We start from the raw sequence: 19,433 nt of genomic DNA, 5'->3' as shown, positions 1-19,433 counted from the left end.
CCAATCAACGCATGCGTAAAAGATGTTTCGCCAAGATAAAGCTCAGTGCAAGCGTGGGGAGGAGCAAGGCGAAGGCGACATTAAGCGAGGTTGCCTCTGCGACGAAACCAATCATGGGCGGTCCAACAAGGAAACCGCTTAACGCGCCAAAGGTCATCACCGATACGTTTCTCGCCTCTCCCTCATCCCCAAGAGCTGCGCTGGCACTTATGCCCAGAGGAAAGATCGTGGACACGCCCAGCCCGACAAAAGCGAAGCCCAAAAATGACGCCTCCGGTCCAAAGTTGAATGCCAGAATGACAAGTCCCAAAATGGCGGAACCAATGCACATGCGCGCCAGCAGCATCGCACCATATCGGTTATTTACTGCGTCGCCAATAAATCGCCCTGCTGTCACAAAACCGGCAAAAATGGTCACCGCCCAACCCTCTTTGCCAGCAATGATCTCAGCAACATCGCGCATATAAACGGTCGACCAGTCAATCATTGCACCTTCGACAATTGTTGCCCCAAAAACAATGGCAACAATCGGTAGAAGCGCTTTTGGAAGTGGTGGTTTGGCCTGCGCGTTTTCTGTGGTCTCCTGTTTCGGCGCAATCCTTGGCAAAATATAGGCAACGACCATCAATAATGGCAAAAGCAGCAAGCCCCCCCATTGCAAGCTTTCGGCCACCGTGAAGCCAAGCCCTGCCATCTGAACACCAATAAAACTGCCCGCCATAATGCCGAGGCTCCAAAAACCGTGCGCTCGGTTCATGATGGATGTCCCAAGCGTTTTCTCCACCCGCGCGGCAAAGACATTCAAGGCGACCTCAGTAAACGCAATGAGCGCCCCGAGCACGAAAAGCGCCAGGAACAACGATCCCACACCCGTTGCAAACCCAGGGAGTACACCCGCAATAAGCATGGGCGGAAATAACCACAAAAGGGTGTGTCTTGGGCCGAAGCGATCAACGACGCGGCTGGCGAGATAGAGAGAGGGCAGAAGCCCGATGGGCATGCCCAACAAACCAAGCGCCAAATCCGAGTTGCTTAGACCCAAGCCTATCTTTATTTCGGCGACATTTGATAGCCAAATGCCAAACTGGATTGGCTGAACAAAAAATACAGCCATGCATAACCAGACCATCTGTCTAGGGGTTACTTTTAGCAATGGACATCTCCTTGGGCGGTCGCCGAAATTCAATCAGTAGAAAGAGCAGAAATCTGCCCGCGAGCGTTACCACATGCGTTTCTGAAACAGTAGGGTTTCTCAACATAAGATTGAGGTGGAAACCGTTCTGCCCTGATTTTAGGGAAAGTTGGTGTCGAGGTTGAAACGCGAGGTGCCTGTTATTAGTTATAGTAGTATAACTAATAGGAAGGATATCCAATGAATAGCCATCTAACAGTTCCCACTTCACCTTTTCACGGGCGAAAGCTCATAGCTACAGTCGCCATGTTATTTGGCGCGTTAACCCTGTTTTCCGCAGGCAATGTCTTGTTTGGTTCCATGGCCTCACAGGCGTGGGCGGGCAATTATGTCGGGTTTGTCGTTTGGTTCAATTTCCTAGCAGGGGCGGCCTATATTCTGGCCGCGATCGGCTTGTGGCAGGGCACACTTTGGGCGGCGCGTCTGTCAGGCTTAATCGCAATCGCAACGGCAGGGGTTGCCTTGGGATTTGCGTTTGTGGTCTTGCTCGGCACCCCGTTTGAGATGCGCACAATCGGCGCGCTGGTCTTGAGATTTACCTTTTGGGCTGTGATCGCCGTCATCGCGACGCGGGCCGTGAAACGAGGATGAGTACACGCAAATCCTCCGAAGATCGCAAGATGCAAATTCTGACGACGACCTTGGATCTTGCGTTCGAAGTTGGTCCGGATCATGTGACAACCGGCATGATCGCCAAGCGGCTTGGCCTGACACAGCCTGCGGTTTATAAGCACTACCCCAAGAAGGAAGACATCTGGTGGGCCGCCACCCAAACGCTATGTGCGCAAATCCGCGAAAATACCCTTGAGGGACAGCAGTCAGAGCGGTCCCCTGTAGACAATCTGCGACATCTAATTTTGGGGCATCTGCAACTGGTGACCCAAACTCCGGCGTTGCCGGAAATCATGGTGACCCGCGACCCAACTGGCATTTTAACCCAAGCGCGGCGCGCCATCCAATCAGAGGTTGTCGCGTTTCGCGCCGCCTTGATCCGCTCCTTTGAAGTGGCTCAAACTCAAGGGCATTTGGGCGGTACATTGCGCGCAGAGGACGGTGTGATGCTACTATTCGGGATCATCCAAAGCCTTGTGTTGCGCCTCATCTTAACCCGAGACGCCACCCACCTTGTGCAAGACGGTGCGCGTCTGCTTGATCTGCAACTGTGCCTCTTCGCGGACAAAGGGATTACAACATGAAACCGCTTTGAAATTGGCTTTTGTTACCCACCCAAGCGCCGCGATAGGTGCGGAACATGATGTTTGTGCCGATCCAGAGTTAAGGGGCCCGCCCAACAAAAATCCGAAAACGGATTGGATTGTGACGGATACTCTGGACATTCAACAAGGGCCGACCCAACATGTGGCGAACGGAAAAGCCGTGCGTATTTGAGACATGGAGAGTCACTATTAGTGTAGAAAGTTGGATATCCAATTACGGCCTTTTTGCCGTCTTTTTGGGCAGTATTGTCGAGGGTGAAACCGTCGCCATTACAGGAGGCATCATGGCGCATCACCATCTCCTTTTGCCTTGGCAGGTGGCGTCGGTGGCCATCTGCGGTGCTTATATGTCAAATCTATCGGTGTTTTTTCTGGGGCGGCGCTATCGCGGGCAGTCGCGCGTTCAGTCGATCCTAGCGAACAAACGACTCTCGGGGATGTTGCAGAAACTCAATAAAAATCCCGCCCGCTATGCGTCCATTTTTCAGTTCATACCGGGCATGCGGATTGTCGGCCCCATCGCGTTGGCCCAATCAGAAATCGGAACCATGCAGTTTGCCGTGCGAGCGGGCATTTCTGCGTTGATTTGGGGGGTGGTATACACTGTCCTCGGTAGCGCCGTTGGCCAACTTCTGGGGCGTGTTTTTGGGCATGTGTTGCATACCAAATATGTGCTGATTGCGGCAGGTCTTGTCCTGTCCGTAATTTTTCTACGGGCGATTTGGAATCATTTTCGCAGCGCAAGCGACCACTAAACTCGCAACGGAATGCGTTAAGTCCAGTGTTTATTCTTCGACACGGTCCGCCAGTAGCACTGCAATAAAGCGGGTAGACGCAAAGCTGGCAAAAATAATTGCGATCACCGAAGTCAGCGGGACCGCTAAAATTGCGCCAGGAATCCCCCAAAGCCCTGTCCAAACCGATAAAGCAATCAACACAATTACCGGACTCAGATTGACTTGCCGCCCAATAAAGCGCGGCTCAATGACATTGCCCATGATAAATTGGGTCGCGGTCAGGAAAAACGTCAGGGACAACGTATGGGAAAGGGAGGCAAACTGTGCAAACGACAGGATAACGGGAAAAAGAACGCCGATATAGGAGCCAACATAGGGGATATAGTTTAGCAATCCGATCATCACCGCCCAAAATAGGGCGAAATCTGTGCCATGCGCCCAGAGGATAAGAAAGGAGATCACCCCAAGCACGACATTGATCAGTGTTTTCACCGCCAAATAGTCGCTGATTTTAGTATTAATTTCGCGAATGACGCGTTTGGCCATTTGGGCCTGATTAGGGGTGGAGAAGACGGCCGCGAGCTTCTTTTCAAAGTTGGAACGTTCGCTCATTAAAAATGCGGCATAAATCACAATCAAGAAGACAGTGAGCCCAACATTAGTAAATCCCCCCAATAGGCTCAAAAAGACGACGCGCAGATCAAAGGCATCGATCGTAACGGTGCGAATTCCCAGCCAAAGCTCCTGATGATCCAACTCAAATCGCGCCGCAATGCTCTCAAGGAATGCGTCCATGTTGGCTTCATAGATAGGGGCAACGGCGGCGATTTCGCGGATTGTGGCGGCAGCAACGATGGCAAGCGTAATGACGGCAGCGGCAAAAACCGACAGCACGCAAAATCGTAGGAAAGGTAGCGGCAAATGGCGCAGCAAAAGCTGGCGGTGCAGCGCATTGGAGGTCGAGATCATCACGTAAACCGCAAAGAGTCCCGTCACGACGGGCAATAAAATTGGCCGCCCTATGAACAGAAGCCAGCCAATGGAAAGGGTGAGAAACATCGCAAGAGCCAGATTTAGGAGGGGCGCGTCTTTCATGAAAAGGTATGTCTCCTGACCGTCGTCACATAATTTTCAACGTTATGACGTTCACGGCCCAAAAGGTATCCTTTATGCGAAAATTTTAAAACTACCCCCCGCGCAGAATTAAGCGCGGCGCAAAACGATTTCAGCGGTGATTGAAATTGGCGCATCGCCGCTTTTCACTGTACCGCTGAAGATATCTTTCTGAATGTCCACAGCGGAGAGGTTGACGCTGGCCTTGCCGTTAACCAACTTACCCGAGTTTATAATGAACTCGGTTATGGCACTGTGCATGGACGGTGCGTCTTGGAACCGCGCGCCGTTGGCACTGCCGAGGCCCATGATTTCACCGTCGGAAATCCCGAAGGCACGGGCGGTTTCTTCAATGGCACAGCAAAGGTCCGTGTTGGGGCGCAGGGTCAGAATGACGGCATCTGGGGTCTGCACGGGCGAGCCCGTCGCACATGCGCGGAACAACTCAAAACAAGTTTCGTCATCTTGCAGGCGCTCAAACCGTCCGCCTTTGAAGCCGATAGCCTTGAGTGTCACAGGGCGCGAAACGGTGCAAATTGGGGCCAGCATATGCCCTAAAGTTGTTCCGTCAACCGAGGTCCAAACGCCGTGGCAATGGGTAAACGATCCGTCGCCGTAATGCCCAACCGACATTCCGCCCATATCCACGCGAGTCTCGCCCTTTGGCTCATAGGTTTCGCTGTACCAAGCGACGCGCGTACCGTCGGGGGATTTGTCCGGCATAACAAAGGCGTAGGGATCGGAAAACAAACCGCTCACATCGACCCAAGCTCCGTCACATCCCGCCGCCGCAACCGCCGAGCAAATGGCGGCTTCGACTTGCTGCCCCGCCTCTAGTTGAATTTCCAGATCATAGGCCTGTACGCCAACAGCTTCGATCCGTTTGGGATTCACAGGACCAGGGTGGACCATGGGTGGATTTAGCGCAGTAGTTTTCATGCGCAGGTCACCTCACCCAGCAAACCGCGCTGTATCAATGTTTCAAGAATAATTTTCTTGGTGATTTTGCCATAGGCAGATTTGGGCATTTCCTCGATGAGGATAAAACGCTTGGGCATTTTATAGCTCGAAATTTTTGGTTTGAGCCATGCGTGCAATTCTTCTGCTGTGGCTTCGGAGCCTTTGCGCAAAACGCAAACGGCGATGCCAACTTCGCCCCAGACCGGATCAGGTACGCCTAGGACTGCAACTTCGCTAACGGCGTCATGAGTGAGGATTTTTTCCTCGATCTCGCGGGGGTAAATATTGGACCCGCCTGAGATATACATGTCGGATTCCCGACCTGTGATGAAAAGATAGCCGCCAGCATCGACATAGCCCAAATCCCCCGTGCGGAACCATCCATCGCGGAAGGCTTTGGCGTTGGCGTCGGGATTATTGTAATAACCCGCAAAAACCGCAGGCCCGATCACGCAAATCTCGCCTTGTTGCCCTACTGGCATTTCACTGCCATCGCTGGCTTGGATGGAGATTTCGATGCCCGTGCGGGGGTAACCACAACTCCCGATCCGCATGTCTGCATCGTCTTCGAAATGTTCCGACGGCGGGAGGACCGTAATGTTTCCAGTGACTTCGCCGAGGCCGAAATATTGCACCAGCACTTTTCCCAGAACCGACAAAGCATATTTTTGATCGGAGCGGTACATCGGTGCGCCCGCGTAAATCATCTGTTTTAGCGAGGAAATATCATATTGGGTCACACTGTCATGTTCGACCAGCATCTTAACGATTGTGGGCACGGTAAACATATTGCTGATCTTGTGATCCTGCACGATTTTCCACGCGATTTCGGGATCAAAACGACCGGCGGGAAACAACACGGTTGCCGCCCCTGCGGCGACTTGGGTCATCTGGTGAATACCTGCGCCGTGACTAAGGGGCGCAAGGCATAGGGACCTCGCCTCATGTGTGGTCCCTGGCATGAGGTCATTCAGGTGATTGAGCAGAACAAACGCCATCTGTCCATGCGTCAGCACCGAGGCCTTGGGCCGCCCCGTTGTGCCCGAAGTAAAGAAAAACCAACAAGGATCATCGCGGTCGACGGCCGTATTTGCAACCGTCTGGCCCATATAGGAATCTACCAGCGTATCAAAATCACTGTCGCCCTTGGGGCCACCGATCACCAGCATGAACCCACGCTCAGGCGCGTCACAGGCGGCGGCGTGCTCAGGGAATTCCACGCCGCAAATCATGCCAGTCGCGCCCGAGGATTGTGCCAGCCACGACACTTCTTCGGGGGTTTGGCGGAAATTCGCAGGCACCCAGACCGCACCCAATCGAAAACAAGCGAGCATGGATTCAAACATCTGGTTACAGTTTTGGGACTGGATTAGGATGCGATCGCCCTTGCTCACGCCAAATCGGTCGCGCAATCCAAACGCCAGCGCATTCACGCGAGCCTCCATCTGCTCCCACGTCCATTGCTCCTCGCCCCAAACCAGCGCCACCTTGTCGCCCAAACGCCGCGCGTTGCGGGTAAGGTGGTTGGCAAGGTTTGAAACACGGGTGGTTGAGGGAGCAATCCCGCCCTTTGGATCGCTGTTAACTGACACCCACGTGCTCATCTTACGCGCTCCAAAACCGACATATAGTTGGCAACCGCCGCGCCGCCCATATTGAACACGCCCGCCAGTTGCGGGGATTTGGCCTGAATGCCTTCAGGCGCTTCGCCCGCCAGTTGCATCGCCGCCATGATGTGCATGGATACGCCCGTCGCCCCGATGGGATGCCCCTTGGATTTCAATCCGCCCGACAGGTTTACCGGAAGGCGGCCATCCTTGCGGGTGATGCCTTCACGGATCACATTTGCGCCTTTGCCCGTTTCGGCAAGGCCCATGGCCTCATATTCCAGCAACTCGGCGATGGTGAAACAATCGTGAGTTTCGACCAAATCCAAATCATAAAGGTTGAGATCCGCAGCCTCCAAAGAGGCAGCCCAAGCCCGACGTGCCCCATCAAAATTGGTGATCTCACGGCGCGATAGGGCCAGTATGTCGTTGGTATGGGTGCGCGCGCGGAAGGCAATGGCGCGTTTGAGGTCGGCGGCCACATCCGCAGAGGCGACAATCATCGCGGCAGCGCCATCCGACACAAGCGAGCAATCGGTGCGGCGCAGCGGGGGGGCCACATAGGGGTTGCGATCAGAAACGTCGTTACATTGCGCAAAGGTTAACGCTTTTTGCATATGAGCGTAGGGGTTATGCGCGCCATTCTGGTGGTTTTTGGAGGCAATCATTGCCAGCGCATCGGAACAATCGCCGTATTTCTGAAAATACTGTTGGGCAATCCGGCCAAACAGTCCCGCAAATCCACCCGCAACATCCGCCTCTTCGCTGCGATAACTCGCCCCTAAAAGGATATCGCCCACCTCAACTGTGGGCAGGGCCGTCATCTTTTCGGCTCCAACCACCAGTGCAATTTTGCCGCGACCAGATTCGATAAAATCAAGCGCAGAGTAAAGCGCCGCAGACCCAGTGGCACAGGCATTTTCCATCCGCACAGCTGGCGTCATGCCCAGTTCTGGCATGGCCATCCCAACCAATGCGCCTTGAAAATCCTGCTTGGAAAAGCCGTTGTTCATGACGCCTACAAAAATGCCGTCAATGTCCGCTGCGCCAACACCTGCATGTTCAAGCGCGGGGGCGATGACTTCGGCCATCAGGGTTTCGGTATCTGGCGCGTTGGATTTGCCAAAATGGCTATGTGCCCAACCAACGATTTGTGCTTTGTTCACGTACCTTATCCTCCGTTAAATACTAAGTGCCGACTAACCCTTGGCCGCCGCGCTGAATTGTGTGCGATGGCGTGGCAGGTCGGTCGATTTTGACAGCGCGAAGGTCTTGGCCATGCGCGCTTCTATTTTCGCGGTTTCAAGCAGCAAAGCCGCGCCCAATTCGGCCTGCCGTTCAGGCCCCATGCGGCTATCGATGGCGGCAATACTAATGGCGCCCGCAACCCGACCACCGGGTATTTTGAAAGCGGCACCCACGGCCCATGAACTGGTCAAAACCAATCCCGGATTGAGGGAGTAGCCGCGCTCGATTGCTTGAATGATCAGGGGTTTCAGGGCTTCGGGGCTACAATCAGGAAAGTTCTGAGCAAGTATATCTGTGTTGCGGCTCAGGATTTCGGCGCGTTCTTCGGCGGGAAGGGCAGAAAGGATGGCCAGCGAACCAGCCCCCACACCTAACGGATGGCGATATCCCACTTGCAGCGCATGAGTGCGGATCGGAAATGCACCTTCTTCCTTGTGCAGGCAAACAGAAAAGGAATCGCGGCGCACAGAGAGAAAAACGGAATCTCCGCTCAGGGCGGCCAGATCCACCAAACTGTTGCGCGTCAGGTCCATCAAATCGAATCTCTGTGCCGCCAACACGCCAAGTACATAGGTTTCTTCGCCGAGAAAATAATGCCGACTTGCCGTGTCTTGTTCCACCATTCGCGCCCGCATGAGGGCAAGCAGTAAGCGCCGCGCAGTTGGGCGACTTAACCCCGTGTCCTGCACGATTGTTGACAGACCAACCCCCTCAACCGCGCTGCGCCCGATTAAGGACAGCAAGGCCAAAGCCCGATCAACGCTTTGCGCTCCGATGTTTTCCAAAGGGAAATTCTCGTCTGTCATCTTCCAAGCACCCCCATGCATCCACAATGTGGACACCTCTTTTGTAGTCATTTTCTATCTGTACAGGCTCAAACATTGATTGTTGAGCAATATCGGGCATATTTCAAGGTAAAATTTGGAATTTCAAAACGACAATAAAATTTTCCCTTGCAACACCATCCAAAATATGGACGTTCTGTTGCCGGAGACCTCCACTGGGAGGGGACTTGTTAAATAGGAGGAGACAATATGTCCAAAATGAATCTCATTTTTGTGGCTGCAATTTCGGCAGCGACCGCTTTTGGGTCTGCGGCGAAGGCTGAAACGCTGCGTCTGTCGCACAATACAAGCGACACGACGTCATGGCATCAAGGGTCCGAAAAATTCTCGGAACTGTTGAACGAAGCCACGGGCGGGGATCTGGACGTGCGTGTTTTTCCAAACGCGCAACTGTCCGGTGGCGACCAAATGAAACAGGCTGAAATGGTTGGCCGCGGCGCGTTGGACTTTGTTGTCACCTCCGCAATCAACGTGACGCCCATCGTTCCTGAGATGGCCGTTTTCTCATTGCCGTATCTGTACTCTGGCTATGACGCCGTCGACGCCACGACATCCGGTGCGCCGGGCGACAAAATGAAAGAGATCATGGCGGAGCACGGTATCATCGTGTTGGCATGGGGCGAAAATGGCTTCCGCGAAGTCACAAACAACGTGCACCCGATCAAATCGCCAGAAGACCTCAAAGGTCTAAAAATGCGTGTTGCGGGTCCGATGTATATCGACGTGATGACCGCACTTGGGGCGAACCCACAACAGATGCAATGGGCGGAAACCTTCAGTGCGCTGCAACAGGGTGTCGTTGACGGCCAAGAAAACCCAATCGGCGCGGTGATTGTGCCCCAACGTGTGTATGAAGTTCAAAAATACATCACCCCTTGGCACTATTCCTACGACCCAATTTTCCTTGGTGTAAGCAAAGAGAAATGGGATGGCTGGGACGCGGAAACACAAGCTAAGGTTCAGGCTGCTGCGATCGAAGCGATGGATTTCCAAATCAAGGTGACTCGTGAAGGAACGGCTGCTGGTCTGGATAAACTGCGCGCAGAAGGCATGGAGGTTTACGAACCTACTGCTGATGAGTTGCAAGCGTTCCGCGACGCCACAAAAGAGCCTTTTGACAAATGGTCCGCCAAGGTTGGCCCTGAACTGGTGGAACTTTTTCAGACTTCCATTAACGGCTCAAATTAATTAAGTGAAAAAACAACGCGTCCCGCGCTAAGTGGGGCGCGTTTTCCGCCTGCGGTGCAGATGCTTGTGCATCGATGTCAGGTATGATCTTCATGCCAAAGGTGGCCCCATGAAAAACCTGATACTTAAAATTGCCGACCGACTGGAAGAATATGTTTGCAGTCTGATTTTTCTGGTGATGACATTTATCGGTTTTGCCAATGTGCTGGTGCGCTATCTTTCCAACTATTCTTTTGCAGCGACGCAGGAAATCCTGTTGAACGGATTTTTGCTGCTGACCGTTTTTGGCGCAGCAATTGCGGCGCGGCGCGGCCAACACCTCGCTGTGACACTGTTCGCGGATATGCTGCCCACTGCCTTACAGCCATTCGTGCGCTGGTTTTCTGTCTTTCTGGGCGTTCTGCTACTGGCGTTGTCGGCGTGGTATTGCGGCGAGATGGTGATAAACCAACGCTCCAGTGGAATCGTTTCGGCAGGTCTTCAGGTCCCATCATGGTATTATTCACTGGCTCTGCCCCTTGGGTTCTTGATGATTGCCGTGCGGTTGGTGCAGGGCGCGATTATTGAGCACAAGGCGGTGGCCTATGTTTGATTTCGATACCGGAACCCAGATGCTCATCCTTTTTGGCGTCCTCTTGGTCATCCGCGTTCCTGTGGCGTTTTCGCTTGGACTTTCATCCCTTTTTGCCATGTGGCAGATGGGTTTTGGGCTGGATCTGGTGGGTGATTTGCTGGCCAGTGGCATCACCAAATTCTCGCTTCTTGCTATTCCCTTCTTTATCCTCGCGGGCATCCTGATGGGAACTGCGGGTATGGCCGATCGGATGATCCGGTTTTTCCGTGTGCTAATGGGCAGCCTTCCTGGTGGCATGGGCCTTGTTGGCGTGGTTGTTAGTTTGTTTTGGGGCGCAGTTTCCGGTTCTGGCCCCGCGTCGGTGGCGGCGATTGGCCCGATGGTCATTCGCGGCATGGAAGAAGACGGCTATCCCAAGGCGTTCGCCGCGGCGATGGTCTGTACGGGTGCGGCCCTGTCCATTGTGATCCCGCCCTCTATCGGCTTGGTGATCTATGGCGTGATTGCCGAGGTTTCCATCGGCGATCTGTTTATCGCCGCAATCTTACCCGGTGTCGTTATGGGCGCCTTGATGTTGGCAGCCCTGCCTTTTGTCAGGGTTCAACGGGCCGCGAACAAATCCTCTAAACTCGCGGAATTGGCACCGATGCCCTACGCAGAGTTCCCTTTTCCCAAGCGCGTTTGGCTGAGCTTTCGGGACGCAATCTGGGGCTTAATGACCCCCGTTGTGATCCTTGGCGGGATTTACACGGGTATATTTACGCCCACAGAGGCGGCCGTTGTTGCCGTGGTCTATGCACTGTTTGTCGGGTTCTTTGTCTATCGCAGCCTAACGATTTCCACCCTTTTTGACGCCCTGACCGATGCCGCCGCTTCCTCGGCGGTTGTGATGTTGGTTGTGACCTTCGCCAGCCTGTTTGGCTGGGTTGTCACCGTAGATGATGTGGTCGGCCGCTATTCGGAAGGCCTGCTTGCCCTTAGCGATTCTCAGTGGACGATTATGCTGGTTATGGCAATGATCCTGCTTATTGCAGGTATGTTTATGGACGCGGTGACGATTATGTTTATCTCGCTTCCTATCTTTCTCCCTGTGGTGCGGGCGCTGGAATGGGATCCCGTCTGGTTCGGCGTGTTCCTCATGATCAATCTCGCCATTGGTCTGTTTACGCCGCCCGTTGGGATCAACCTGTTTGTGGCGGCGAATGTGGCCAAACTCTCGCTGGAGAAGATTGCGGTTGCGGCGGTGCCATTCCTTATCACTAGCACCCTCGGCCTTGCTATTATCGCGCTTTGGCCTGAGTTGACGACCTATCTGTTGGTGTGGATGAAGTAATCTAAGTTTTCTACGATTGGGAGTGAGGAACATGACACAGAAAGTAGCCCTTGTGACGGGAGCGGCGCGCGGAATCGGGCTGGCTACGAGTAAACTTTTGATCGAGCAGGGTTGGAAAGTCGCGATGATTGACCGTGACGCGAGCGAATTGGCTATCGCGGCGGAGCCGTTAGATCAGGGCTTTCCGTTTGAATACGACGTCTCTCTCCCCGACGATGTGGATAAAATGGCCGAGGCCGTAATTTCCACTTTTGGGCGCATTGATGCGGTTGTGAATAACGCAGGCGTTGCCGATTTCCGCCCCCTCGCCGAAACCACATTTGCCGATTGGCGGCGCATCATGGAAACCAATCTGGATGGGTTGTTTCTGGTGTCACAGGCGACGATTCCGGCGCTGAAGAAAACCAAAGGGGCGTTGGTAAATATCGCATCGATAAGCGGCTTGCGCGCCTCGACCCTCAGGGTGGCATACGGCACGTCCAAAGCGGCGGTGATCCATTTGACCAAACAGCAGGCTGCGGAACTGGGCGAATTCGGCGTCCGGGCGAATTGTGTCTGCCCGGGGCCGGTGCGCACCAAATTGGCAATGGCGGTCCATACGCCCGAAATTATCGCAGCTTACCACGATGCTATTCCGCTCAATCGGTACGGTACTGAGTTGGAACTGGCCGATCTGATTACGTATTTATGCTCGGAACGGGCCAGTTATGTGACGGGGCAAGTGATCGCAGCCGATGGTGGTTTTGAAAGCACAGGCGTCGGCCTTCCCGCTCTGCGCGGATGACCCCAAACGGCATCACCCCTCTTCTGGGGTGATGACCTCTGGTAAGGACGACCAGCTTTTATCCCCCCCCGGATCGGGCAATTCATCAGATTTCATATTCCGGTGAATATGCGCCTTGGCGATGAAATGCGCGGTGATCGGGGCCGTAAGGAACAAAAACAACGTGATCAGCAACTCATGCAACGAGAGGTGCCCTTCGATCAAAACCGAATGCAAGATAGACGCCAGAAGCACGCCGCCAACACCCAATGTTGTGGCCTTGGTGGGCGCATGAAGGCGCGACATTGGATCGGGCAATTTGACCAGACCAATCGAGCCAACAAGGCCAAAGACGCCGCTCACAATCAGAAAGAACGTGATTAGGATTTCGTAAAATAAGTCCATCATGCCCTCTACTCGATAATGTTTCCGCGCAACATAAAGCGCGTATAGGCGACCGTCGAAACGAAACCCAACATGGAAATAATGAGCGCGCTTTCAAAGACCATCTCGGTTTTGAACTTCATCCCGAAAAGAACAATCAGCGCGATGACATTGATGACCATCGTATCGAGGGCAAGCACACGATCTCCAACCCCCGGCGCACGTATAATCCGCCATAAGTTCAACAAAAGCGCCGCACCAAAGCAGCCAAAAGCAAAGTTGATTGCAATCCCAATCATTCGAAAATCTCCTTTAGGCGACGCTCGTACCGCATTTTTATTTCATCACAGACCGCCTGTGGGTCGGGGGCATTCAGGCAATGCACCAAAATTGCATGGCCTTCGTCGGAAATATCGCTTGAGACGGTGCCAGGCGTAAGGGTGATTGTTCCCGCCAAAACAGTAATGGCTTCGGGTGTGCGCAGATCCAAGGGAACGGTGACCCATGCCGGCTTTAAGTCCGCATTGCGGCGAAACAGAATGAGGTTCGCCACAACGAAATTGGCGACGACGATATCCCACAGGACAATAAAAAAGTACTCGATGATTTTGAGCGGGTGTCTGACACGCGGCATATTTGGCCAATAGGGGCTGGTAATAAAGGGAATGAGTACGCCAAGAAACGCGCCGAATAACAGCGAGTTGATGGAATAGGCATTTACCAGAAGCAGCCAAACGATCGTTAAAAGGACGGTGAGAACGGGGTGTGGGAATGCTTTGCGCAGGAGTCTCATTTCGCAGTCTCCCCAAGTACGGCGTCAATATAGGCGGATGTGTCAAACAATTGCGCCGCCGTGGCATTGGCATATTCTATCGCCTGTTCCGCGAAAATCGTAAGCGCGACAAGGCCAAAGAGCAGGGCAAAAATTGGCACAAAAACCATTACGGTGCCCTGTGTTTGGAGCGGTGCGATTTGCGCTTCTTCCAGATCGAGGTCCTCCATAGGGTCGGTGGTTTTCCAGAAGATCAAGCTGCCCGCACGCGCAAAGCCGATGATGGCTACCAGCGAGAAAATAAGGATCACGCTCCAGATCAGGGTTTGGTGGGGCGTTCCCGTGGAGGCCTGAAGAACCATCAGCTTGCCCAAGAACCCCGAAAGGGGCGGCATCCCAGCCAAGGCAATGGCGGCCACAAAAAAGAGGGCCGAGATCAAACCGTTCTGTGCCATACGGGGGGCGGGTTTGATCTCTTTTCCCCGTCGCTCAATGATCAGATCGGACACAAGGAAGATCATCGCCGTCGCCAGCGTAGAGTGCACAATATAGTAAATTGCGGCCCCTGTGGCGAGTGGCGTAAAGAGCGCGATCGCGATCAGCAACGTCCCCATAGAGCCGATGGCGGCAAAGACTGCGAGTTTAGAAATGTCGCGCGAACCGAGAATACCAACCATGCCCACCGCGAGGGTTAGCAGCGCCGCTGGCAATAGCCATTGTCCTACCAATCCAGCACTAAGGGCGAGATCTGGTCCAAACACCAGCGTGTACATGCGCAAGATTGAATAGGCGCCAACCTTGGTCATAATGGCGAACAAGGCGGCCACAGGCGCAGGCGCGTTTGCATAGCTTCCGGGAAGCCAAAAATGCAATGGCAGCACGGCGGCCTTGATGCAGAACACAAGCAACAACAGGACTGCACCGACACGAATAAGGGCTGTGTCCTCGGCGGGGAGTTCGGCAATGCGCACCGCCAGGTCGGCCATATTGAGCGTACCAGTGACGGCATAAATTGTCCCGAGCGCAAACAGAAAGAGGGTCGACCCGAGAAGGTTGTAAACGACGTACTGCATACCCGCACGAAGGCGGTCAGCGCCCCCGCCATGAATCATAAGGCCGTAGGAAGCAATGAGCAGCACCTCAAAAAACACGAAGAGGTTAAACGCATCACCCGTAAGGAATGCGCCACAAACGCCCATGAGTTGGAACTGAAAAAGCGGGTGGAAATGCTCGCCGCGTTTATCCCAATCCGTGCTGATAACATAGAGGTTCACGCAGAGGCCAAGGACGGATGTGAGCAAAACCATCAGGGCAGAAAGGCGGTCGAGCACGAGAACAATGCCAAAGGGCGCGGGCCAATCGCCCAATTCATAGACCTGAATTTCGCCGCCAGACGCTTGGTGGGTGAGGACCAGCGAAATGCAAACCAGCGCAATCGATCCTGCCATCGAGAAAATGCGTTGCAGGTCGAGATGATGCCGGATCACCATCAGAATGAACGGTGCGAGAACCGCAGGTAGAACGACGGGGGCTATGATCAAATTGCTCACGCGCTGTCTCCTTCGTCAGTGGTCTCGGTCATATCAATCTCGTCCGTCTCCGACGTCAAATAAGCGCTGAGGGCGATCATCACCACCAAGGCTGTCATCCCGAAAGAAATAACAATCGCCGTCAAAACGAGGGCTTGCGGGAGCGGGTCAGTATAGATGCCTTCGCCATATTTGTCCAAAATAGCAGGAAGGTTTTGCACAAGGCGTCCCGTTGAAAAGAGGAAAATATTCACCGCATAGGACAGAAGAGAAAGCCCCAGAATAACAGGGAATGTGCGTTGGCGCAGGATCAGATAGACACCACAGGATGTGAGGACAGCAACGGCGCTAGAGACAAGAAATTCCATTTTATACCTCCTCTCCATTTGGCTGAATATAATCACGGTCCGGGTTAATATTCATAGGATCATCACTTTCAATACCCGGTTGCCATGCGAAGCGCGCGAAGCTTTCCAAGGCCAACATAATCGCCCCGAAAACGGCGAGGAAAACGCCCAAGTCAAAGAACATCGCGGTGGCCAGTTCGAATTCCTCAAGGCCCGGAATATGAACATATGCGAAGGCACTCGTCAGGAAGGGCAGCCCGTTAAACCAAGCGCCCATACCCGTGACAGCCGCGACCAGAACCCCACAGCCAATGACGGCATGATAGGGGAATTTCTGCCGTGCGGCGGCCCAAGAAAAGCCTGACGCCATATATTGCATCACAAAGGCAATCGCGACGACAAGCCCCGCAATGAACCCCCCGCCAGGCATGTTGTGGCCCCGCAGGAAGATGTACACGCCAACCATCAAAGCGATCGGCATCATCACGCGTGTTGCGACAACCATCATCATCGGGTGGACGTCTTTTGAGAGCGGCTTGTCTGGTGTCCGGTTCAAAAGTTTGGCCCGCACATTGGACGCCAAGACAGATTCCGTGAGGGCGAAAATAACGACGGCGGCGATTCCCAAAACGATGATTTCGCCAAAGGTATCAAAGCCACGGAAATCGACGAGAATAACATTGACGACATTCGTGCCGCCGCCGCCCGAATAGGAGTTTTCAAGATGGAATTCCGAGATCGAAGGCTGTGCAAAACTGCTGAGCAGAATGGCGTAGACTAGTCCACCAACGCCCAAGCCCGCTACAACCGAGATAATAATATCGCGTGCGCGGCGCCCAGATGTACTCTCGATGGGGGAGGTTTTGGGCATAAAGTTGAGCGAGAGCAGCAACAGAATGATCGTGACCACTTCGACTGAAATCTGCGTGAGCGCGAGGTCAGGAGCTGAATAATAGTTAAACAGAAGCGAAACCATAAGCCCCGTCATACCGATAATCACAAGAGAAAGAAGGCGGTTGCGATGGAAAATAACGACGCAAAGCGCGGAAACGACCATGCAAATCCAGCCAATGGCCCCAAGAAACTCAACATCGCTTGCGGCATTCAACGGCACCGAATGTGTGCCTGAAACATAGGCATACAAAGCAAGAGACATGGTGAAAATCAGGAAGATAGCGGAGTAACGACTCAAAGCGCCATCATGCAAAACGGCAGTAAAGGACCGGCTTGCACGCTCTAGGGCACCCAACAGGCGGTCGAAAATAACTTTCGCTTCTGGGCGTGGTATCGCATTCCAAATCCTGTCCAAAAACCCGTAAGACCAGAGTAAAAACAGCCCGCCAATCAAAGCAACGCCCGACATGTAAAGCGCAGGCGTGAAGCCATGCCAGATTTTTAGGGAGTAATAAGGCAGCTCTGTGCCCCCAATTACTGCGCGCGCCGAAACCGCAACAATCGGCCCCACGATCGCCGACGAGAAAAGCCCGATTGCAACAACGAGAAAAACCAGAATACCCGGTGAAATCAACAAACCGGAAGGAGGATCATGTGGCGCGGCGGGGTAGTCATTGCGGACAGGGCCAAGAAACACATGTGCAATCAAGCGGAAGGAATATGCCGCGGAAAACAGCGCGCCCAAAACGACCACTGCAGGCAGCAAATACGGATAGCTCGCCCAAACGGTATGTGCGGCTTCTTCGAGCATCATTTCCTTAGAAAGGAAGCCATTGAGAGGCGGCAAACCAGCCATGGACAGGCTTGCCAGCGTCACCAGAATGAAAGTGATTGGCATCAATGTGCGCAACCCGCCAAGACGTTTGATATCGCGGGTATGGGTTTCGTGATCGATAATACCCGCCGACATAAAGAGGGCGGCCTTGAAAGTTGCGTGATTGATGATGTGAAAAACGGCCGTGACAGCGGCGATTTTGGTGCCAAATCCAAGCAACATGGTGATGAGGCCAAGGTGACTCACAGTTGAAAACGCAAGGAGCGATTTAAGGTCGTCTTTGAACAAAGCTATGACCGCGCCCAGAACCATCGTGATCAGGCCCGTGGTTGCGACGATGTAAAACCATTCTTCTGTGCCCGCCAAAACCGGCCAGAGCCGTGCCATCAAGAAAATACCCGCCTTCACCATAGTTGCCGAGTGCAGATAGGCAGACACGGGTGTGGGCGCGGCCATCGCATGGGGCAACCAAAAGTGGAATGGGAATTGGGCGGATTTTGTGAACGCCCCGATGAGAATAAGGATCAGCGCAGGTAAATAAAGCGGCGAAGCTTGGATCAGGTCTTTTTGCGTCAAAATGATGCTCAGGTCATAGCTGCCAACAATATTCCCAAGAATAAGCAGCCCCGCAATCATCGAAAGCCCGCCCATTCCCGTAACGGTCAAAGCCATTCGCGCGCCTTGGCGCCCTGCGGGTAGATGTTTCCAATAGCCAATCAAAAGGAAGGACGACAGCGAGGTCAGCTCCCAAAAAACCAGCAATAGCAGTATGTTGTCAGACAAAACAATGCCAACCATCGCACCTTGGAACAGCAGTAAATACGCGTAAAACTGACCCATCGGATCGTTGCGCGACAGATAAAATCTTGCGTAAAGGATGATTAATAGGCCGATGCCAAGGATCAGGCCAGCAAACAAAAGACCCAGCCCGTCGAGGAAAAAATTTGCGTTCAATCCAATCGATGGCGCCCAATCAAGGCGTGCGGTTACGACTTCGCCGCGCATAACTTTTGGGGCGTTCCAAAGGAGGCCGATCAACGCCAGAAGGGTTGTCCCGCCTGCGGACCAAGCCGCCGCATTTCGACCAGCACGAATAAGGAGGGGTGGGAATATTGCGCCCAAAAACGGTAGTAGGGCGATAAACATCAATGACACTATGTTGCCTCCGTCGAAATGCCTCTGCGAAGCAAATTATTTATAGCTGGCTTGCATCGTCGTATATGAGCAAGGTAATCAATTGAAAACAAGGGTGACTTAACCGTATATCCCACAAAACGCTATGCGCGATCTCTAAAGTGCGACACTTTTCTGATATAGGGTGGCTGATGGTATCACATTTTCCCCCACATCTTTTCGCGGAAGCCGAGGTCCAGCCCTCCGATTGGTGTTTTCGGGGTCCTGCAACCTTGACTAGAGATAGAAGAGGAATTGCAACGTACCTGCAATGTCAGCGACAGCACCTCGATGGTTTCGCTTTCAAAGACGAATTTTAGAAAATGAATTGGACCAAACTAAAGAGCTGACAGTTATAAGGTATGGCAAGTCTTCGGAAATCAACACAATATTTGTGATCAACCTTTGCCATTCAATCCCCCGTGGCCAAGGGGGGCTTCTGTTTAAGCGCCCATAACATTGAACGCAAAGGCCGCATTGAGCATGAATGTCCTCAATCGGCCGAGGCTGTGCGGCTTAAGATGGCAATTTCAACAGGCCGACAGATGCCAACCGGCTTTCCGATGGCGGCTTCATTGCTGAAATCAATATCGACCAAATCAACCAATGCGCCCGCGGCACGAACCAGATCATCATCGCCCACACAGTCTTCAAGATGATTAGCAGATATATGCGTTTCCACACAGCCTCGGCAGTTTAGACTCCAAGTGAGAACAAAACAT

General features: G+C 53.3%; 21 protein-coding genes. 7 read left to right on the top strand and 14 right to left on the bottom strand.

What is annotated here, in order from left to right:
• Positions 1 to 4: 4 nt before the first annotated feature.
• Positions 5 to 1,114 (bottom strand): MFS transporter, encoded by a 1,110-nt coding sequence (locus tag AB9F27_RS05015; protein ID WP_335583856.1) that lies wholly within the window; start codon positions 1,112 to 1,114, stop codon positions 5 to 7.
• A gap of 258 nt (positions 1,115 to 1,372) precedes the next feature.
• On the opposite strand from AB9F27_RS05015, the gene AB9F27_RS05010 reads away from it, so the two are divergent.
• Both AB9F27_RS05010 and AB9F27_RS05005 read left to right on the top strand, forming a co-directional pair.
• On the top strand, positions 1,373 to 1,783 hold the full coding sequence (locus tag AB9F27_RS05010; protein WP_369757596.1) for a hypothetical protein: 411 nt from the start codon (positions 1,373 to 1,375) through the stop codon (positions 1,781 to 1,783).
• A complete protein-coding gene (locus AB9F27_RS05005; RefSeq protein WP_335583858.1) occupies positions 1,780 to 2,388 on the top strand; it encodes a TetR/AcrR family transcriptional regulator in 609 nt (202 codons plus the stop codon). Before AB9F27_RS05010 ends, AB9F27_RS05005 begins: the two co-directional genes overlap by 4 nt.
• 23 nt (positions 2,389 to 2,411) lie before the next feature.
• Here AB9F27_RS05005 and AB9F27_RS05000 read toward each other — a convergent pair whose 3' ends face one another.
• Positions 2,412 to 2,702, bottom strand: coding sequence for a hypothetical protein (locus tag AB9F27_RS05000; RefSeq protein WP_335583859.1), 291 nt, complete (start codon positions 2,700 to 2,702; stop codon positions 2,412 to 2,414).
• Between AB9F27_RS05000 and AB9F27_RS04995 the strand changes: the two genes are divergently transcribed.
• The gene (locus AB9F27_RS04995) at positions 2,694 to 3,164 is read left to right on the top strand and encodes a VTT domain-containing protein (RefSeq protein ID WP_335583860.1); all 471 of its coding nucleotides are present in this window, start codon (positions 2,694 to 2,696) and stop codon (positions 3,162 to 3,164) included. The genes AB9F27_RS05000 and AB9F27_RS04995 overlap by 9 nt on opposite strands.
• Positions 3,165 to 3,194: 30 nt before the next feature.
• Here AB9F27_RS04995 and AB9F27_RS04990 read toward each other — a convergent pair whose 3' ends face one another.
• From AB9F27_RS04990 to AB9F27_RS04970, 5 genes are all read right to left on the bottom strand, one after another.
• Positions 3,195 to 4,241, bottom strand: a complete 1,047-nt coding sequence (locus AB9F27_RS04990; RefSeq protein WP_335583861.1) for an AI-2E family transporter — start codon at positions 4,239 to 4,241, stop codon at positions 3,195 to 3,197.
• A gap of 108 nt (positions 4,242 to 4,349) precedes the next feature.
• Positions 4,350 to 5,198 (bottom strand): hypothetical protein, encoded by an 849-nt coding sequence (locus tag AB9F27_RS04985; RefSeq protein WP_335583862.1) that lies wholly within the window; start codon positions 5,196 to 5,198, stop codon positions 4,350 to 4,352.
• A complete protein-coding gene (locus tag AB9F27_RS04980) occupies positions 5,195 to 6,823 on the bottom strand; it encodes an acyl-CoA synthetase (RefSeq protein WP_335583863.1) in 1,629 nt (542 codons plus the stop codon). The genes AB9F27_RS04985 and AB9F27_RS04980 overlap by 4 nt, the downstream gene beginning before the upstream one ends.
• Positions 6,820 to 7,992 carry an acetyl-CoA acetyltransferase gene (locus AB9F27_RS04975; protein ID WP_335583864.1) on the bottom strand — a complete coding sequence of 391 codons (1,173 nt, stop codon included), beginning with the start codon at positions 7,990 to 7,992 and terminating at the stop codon, positions 6,820 to 6,822. Before AB9F27_RS04975 ends, AB9F27_RS04980 begins: the two co-directional genes overlap by 4 nt.
• Before the next feature lie 33 nt (positions 7,993 to 8,025).
• A complete protein-coding gene (locus AB9F27_RS04970; RefSeq protein ID WP_335583865.1) occupies positions 8,026 to 8,931 on the bottom strand; it encodes an IclR family transcriptional regulator in 906 nt (301 codons plus the stop codon).
• Between the two features lie 177 nt (positions 8,932 to 9,108).
• Here AB9F27_RS04970 and AB9F27_RS04965 point away from each other — a divergent pair, with 177 nt between their 5' ends.
• From AB9F27_RS04965 to AB9F27_RS04950, 4 genes are all read left to right on the top strand, one after another.
• Entirely contained in the window at positions 9,109 to 10,107 is a 999-nt protein-coding gene (locus AB9F27_RS04965) for a DctP family TRAP transporter solute-binding subunit (RefSeq protein ID WP_335583866.1), read from the top strand.
• Positions 10,108 to 10,216: 109 nt separating this feature from the next.
• Positions 10,217 to 10,699, top strand: a complete 483-nt coding sequence (locus AB9F27_RS04960) for a TRAP transporter small permease subunit (RefSeq protein ID WP_335583867.1) — start codon at positions 10,217 to 10,219, stop codon at positions 10,697 to 10,699.
• Positions 10,692 to 12,014, top strand: coding sequence for a TRAP transporter large permease (locus AB9F27_RS04955; protein ID WP_335583868.1), 1,323 nt, complete (start codon positions 10,692 to 10,694; stop codon positions 12,012 to 12,014). Before AB9F27_RS04960 ends, AB9F27_RS04955 begins: the two co-directional genes overlap by 8 nt.
• A gap of 31 nt (positions 12,015 to 12,045) precedes the next feature.
• A complete protein-coding gene (locus AB9F27_RS04950) occupies positions 12,046 to 12,798 on the top strand; it encodes an SDR family oxidoreductase (protein WP_335583869.1) in 753 nt (250 codons plus the stop codon).
• Positions 12,799 to 12,810: 12 nt separating this feature from the next.
• On the opposite strand, the gene AB9F27_RS04945 is transcribed toward AB9F27_RS04950, so the two are convergent.
• From AB9F27_RS04945 to AB9F27_RS04915, 7 genes are all read right to left on the bottom strand, one after another.
• Positions 12,811 to 13,182, bottom strand: a complete 372-nt coding sequence (locus tag AB9F27_RS04945) for a Na+/H+ antiporter subunit G (RefSeq protein ID WP_335583880.1) — start codon at positions 13,180 to 13,182, stop codon at positions 12,811 to 12,813.
• A gap of 8 nt (positions 13,183 to 13,190) precedes the next feature.
• The gene (locus tag AB9F27_RS04940; RefSeq protein WP_039003770.1) at positions 13,191 to 13,460 is read right to left on the bottom strand and encodes a K+/H+ antiporter subunit F; all 270 of its coding nucleotides are present in this window, start codon (positions 13,458 to 13,460) and stop codon (positions 13,191 to 13,193) included.
• Positions 13,457 to 13,954, bottom strand: coding sequence for a Na+/H+ antiporter subunit E (locus AB9F27_RS04935; RefSeq protein ID WP_335583870.1), 498 nt, complete (start codon positions 13,952 to 13,954; stop codon positions 13,457 to 13,459). Before AB9F27_RS04935 ends, AB9F27_RS04940 begins: the two co-directional genes overlap by 4 nt.
• A complete protein-coding gene (locus tag AB9F27_RS04930) occupies positions 13,951 to 15,483 on the bottom strand; it encodes a monovalent cation/H+ antiporter subunit D (protein WP_335583871.1) in 1,533 nt (510 codons plus the stop codon). Before AB9F27_RS04930 ends, AB9F27_RS04935 begins: the two co-directional genes overlap by 4 nt.
• Complete coding sequence (locus AB9F27_RS04925; RefSeq protein WP_335583872.1) at positions 15,480 to 15,830, bottom strand: Na+/H+ antiporter subunit C; 351 nt, start codon at positions 15,828 to 15,830, stop codon at positions 15,480 to 15,482. Before AB9F27_RS04925 ends, AB9F27_RS04930 begins: the two co-directional genes overlap by 4 nt.
• 1 nt (position 15,831) lies before the next feature.
• The gene (locus tag AB9F27_RS04920) at positions 15,832 to 18,693 is read right to left on the bottom strand and encodes a monovalent cation/H+ antiporter subunit A (protein WP_335583873.1); all 2,862 of its coding nucleotides are present in this window, start codon (positions 18,691 to 18,693) and stop codon (positions 15,832 to 15,834) included.
• Positions 18,694 to 19,204: 511 nt separating this feature from the next.
• Complete coding sequence (locus tag AB9F27_RS04915; RefSeq protein WP_335583874.1) at positions 19,205 to 19,393, bottom strand: hypothetical protein; 189 nt, start codon at positions 19,391 to 19,393, stop codon at positions 19,205 to 19,207.
• Between the last annotated feature and the right edge of the window lie 40 nt (positions 19,394 to 19,433).

Source organism: Falsihalocynthiibacter sp. CO-5D18 (assembly GCF_041205445.1).
GTDB lineage: Bacteria > Pseudomonadota > Alphaproteobacteria > Rhodobacterales > Rhodobacteraceae > Falsihalocynthiibacter > Falsihalocynthiibacter arcticus.
Note: the sequence above shows the minus strand (reverse complement) of the source record. Positions and strands in the feature narration are given on the sequence as shown.

Bases quoted from the DNA above. Each gene is read 5' to 3' on its own strand.
- AB9F27_RS05015 (WP_335583856.1), bottom strand. From the start codon at position 1,114: ATGGCTGTATTTTTTGTTCAGCCAATCCAGTTTGGCATTTGGCTATCA.
- AB9F27_RS05010 (WP_369757596.1), top strand. From the start codon at position 1,373: ATGAATAGCCATCTAACAGTTCCCACTTCACCTTTTCACGGGCGAAAG.
- AB9F27_RS05005 (WP_335583858.1), top strand. From the start codon at position 1,780: ATGAGTACACGCAAATCCTCCGAAGATCGCAAGATGCAAATTCTGACG.
- AB9F27_RS04995 (WP_335583860.1), top strand. From the start codon at position 2,694: ATGGCGCATCACCATCTCCTTTTGCCTTGGCAGGTGGCGTCGGTGGCC.
- AB9F27_RS05000 (WP_335583859.1), bottom strand. From the start codon at position 2,702: ATGCGCCATGATGCCTCCTGTAATGGCGACGGTTTCACCCTCGACAAT.
- AB9F27_RS04990 (WP_335583861.1), bottom strand. From the start codon at position 4,241: ATGAAAGACGCGCCCCTCCTAAATCTGGCTCTTGCGATGTTTCTCACC.
- AB9F27_RS04985 (WP_335583862.1), bottom strand. From the start codon at position 5,198: ATGAAAACTACTGCGCTAAATCCACCCATGGTCCACCCTGGTCCTGTG.
- AB9F27_RS04980 (WP_335583863.1), bottom strand. From the start codon at position 6,823: ATGAGCACGTGGGTGTCAGTTAACAGCGATCCAAAGGGCGGGATTGCT.
- AB9F27_RS04970 (WP_335583865.1), bottom strand. From the start codon at position 8,931: ATGACTACAAAAGAGGTGTCCACATTGTGGATGCATGGGGGTGCTTGG.
- AB9F27_RS04965 (WP_335583866.1), top strand. From the start codon at position 9,109: ATGTCCAAAATGAATCTCATTTTTGTGGCTGCAATTTCGGCAGCGACC.
- AB9F27_RS04960 (WP_335583867.1), top strand. From the start codon at position 10,217: ATGAAAAACCTGATACTTAAAATTGCCGACCGACTGGAAGAATATGTT.
- AB9F27_RS04955 (WP_335583868.1), top strand. From the start codon at position 10,692: ATGTTTGATTTCGATACCGGAACCCAGATGCTCATCCTTTTTGGCGTC.
- AB9F27_RS04950 (WP_335583869.1), top strand. From the start codon at position 12,046: ATGACACAGAAAGTAGCCCTTGTGACGGGAGCGGCGCGCGGAATCGGG.
- AB9F27_RS04945 (WP_335583880.1), bottom strand. From the start codon at position 13,182: ATGGACTTATTTTACGAAATCCTAATCACGTTCTTTCTGATTGTGAGC.
- AB9F27_RS04940 (WP_039003770.1), bottom strand. From the start codon at position 13,460: ATGATTGGGATTGCAATCAACTTTGCTTTTGGCTGCTTTGGTGCGGCG.
- AB9F27_RS04935 (WP_335583870.1), bottom strand. From the start codon at position 13,954: ATGAGACTCCTGCGCAAAGCATTCCCACACCCCGTTCTCACCGTCCTT.
- AB9F27_RS04925 (WP_335583872.1), bottom strand. From the start codon at position 15,830: ATGGAATTTCTTGTCTCTAGCGCCGTTGCTGTCCTCACATCCTGTGGT.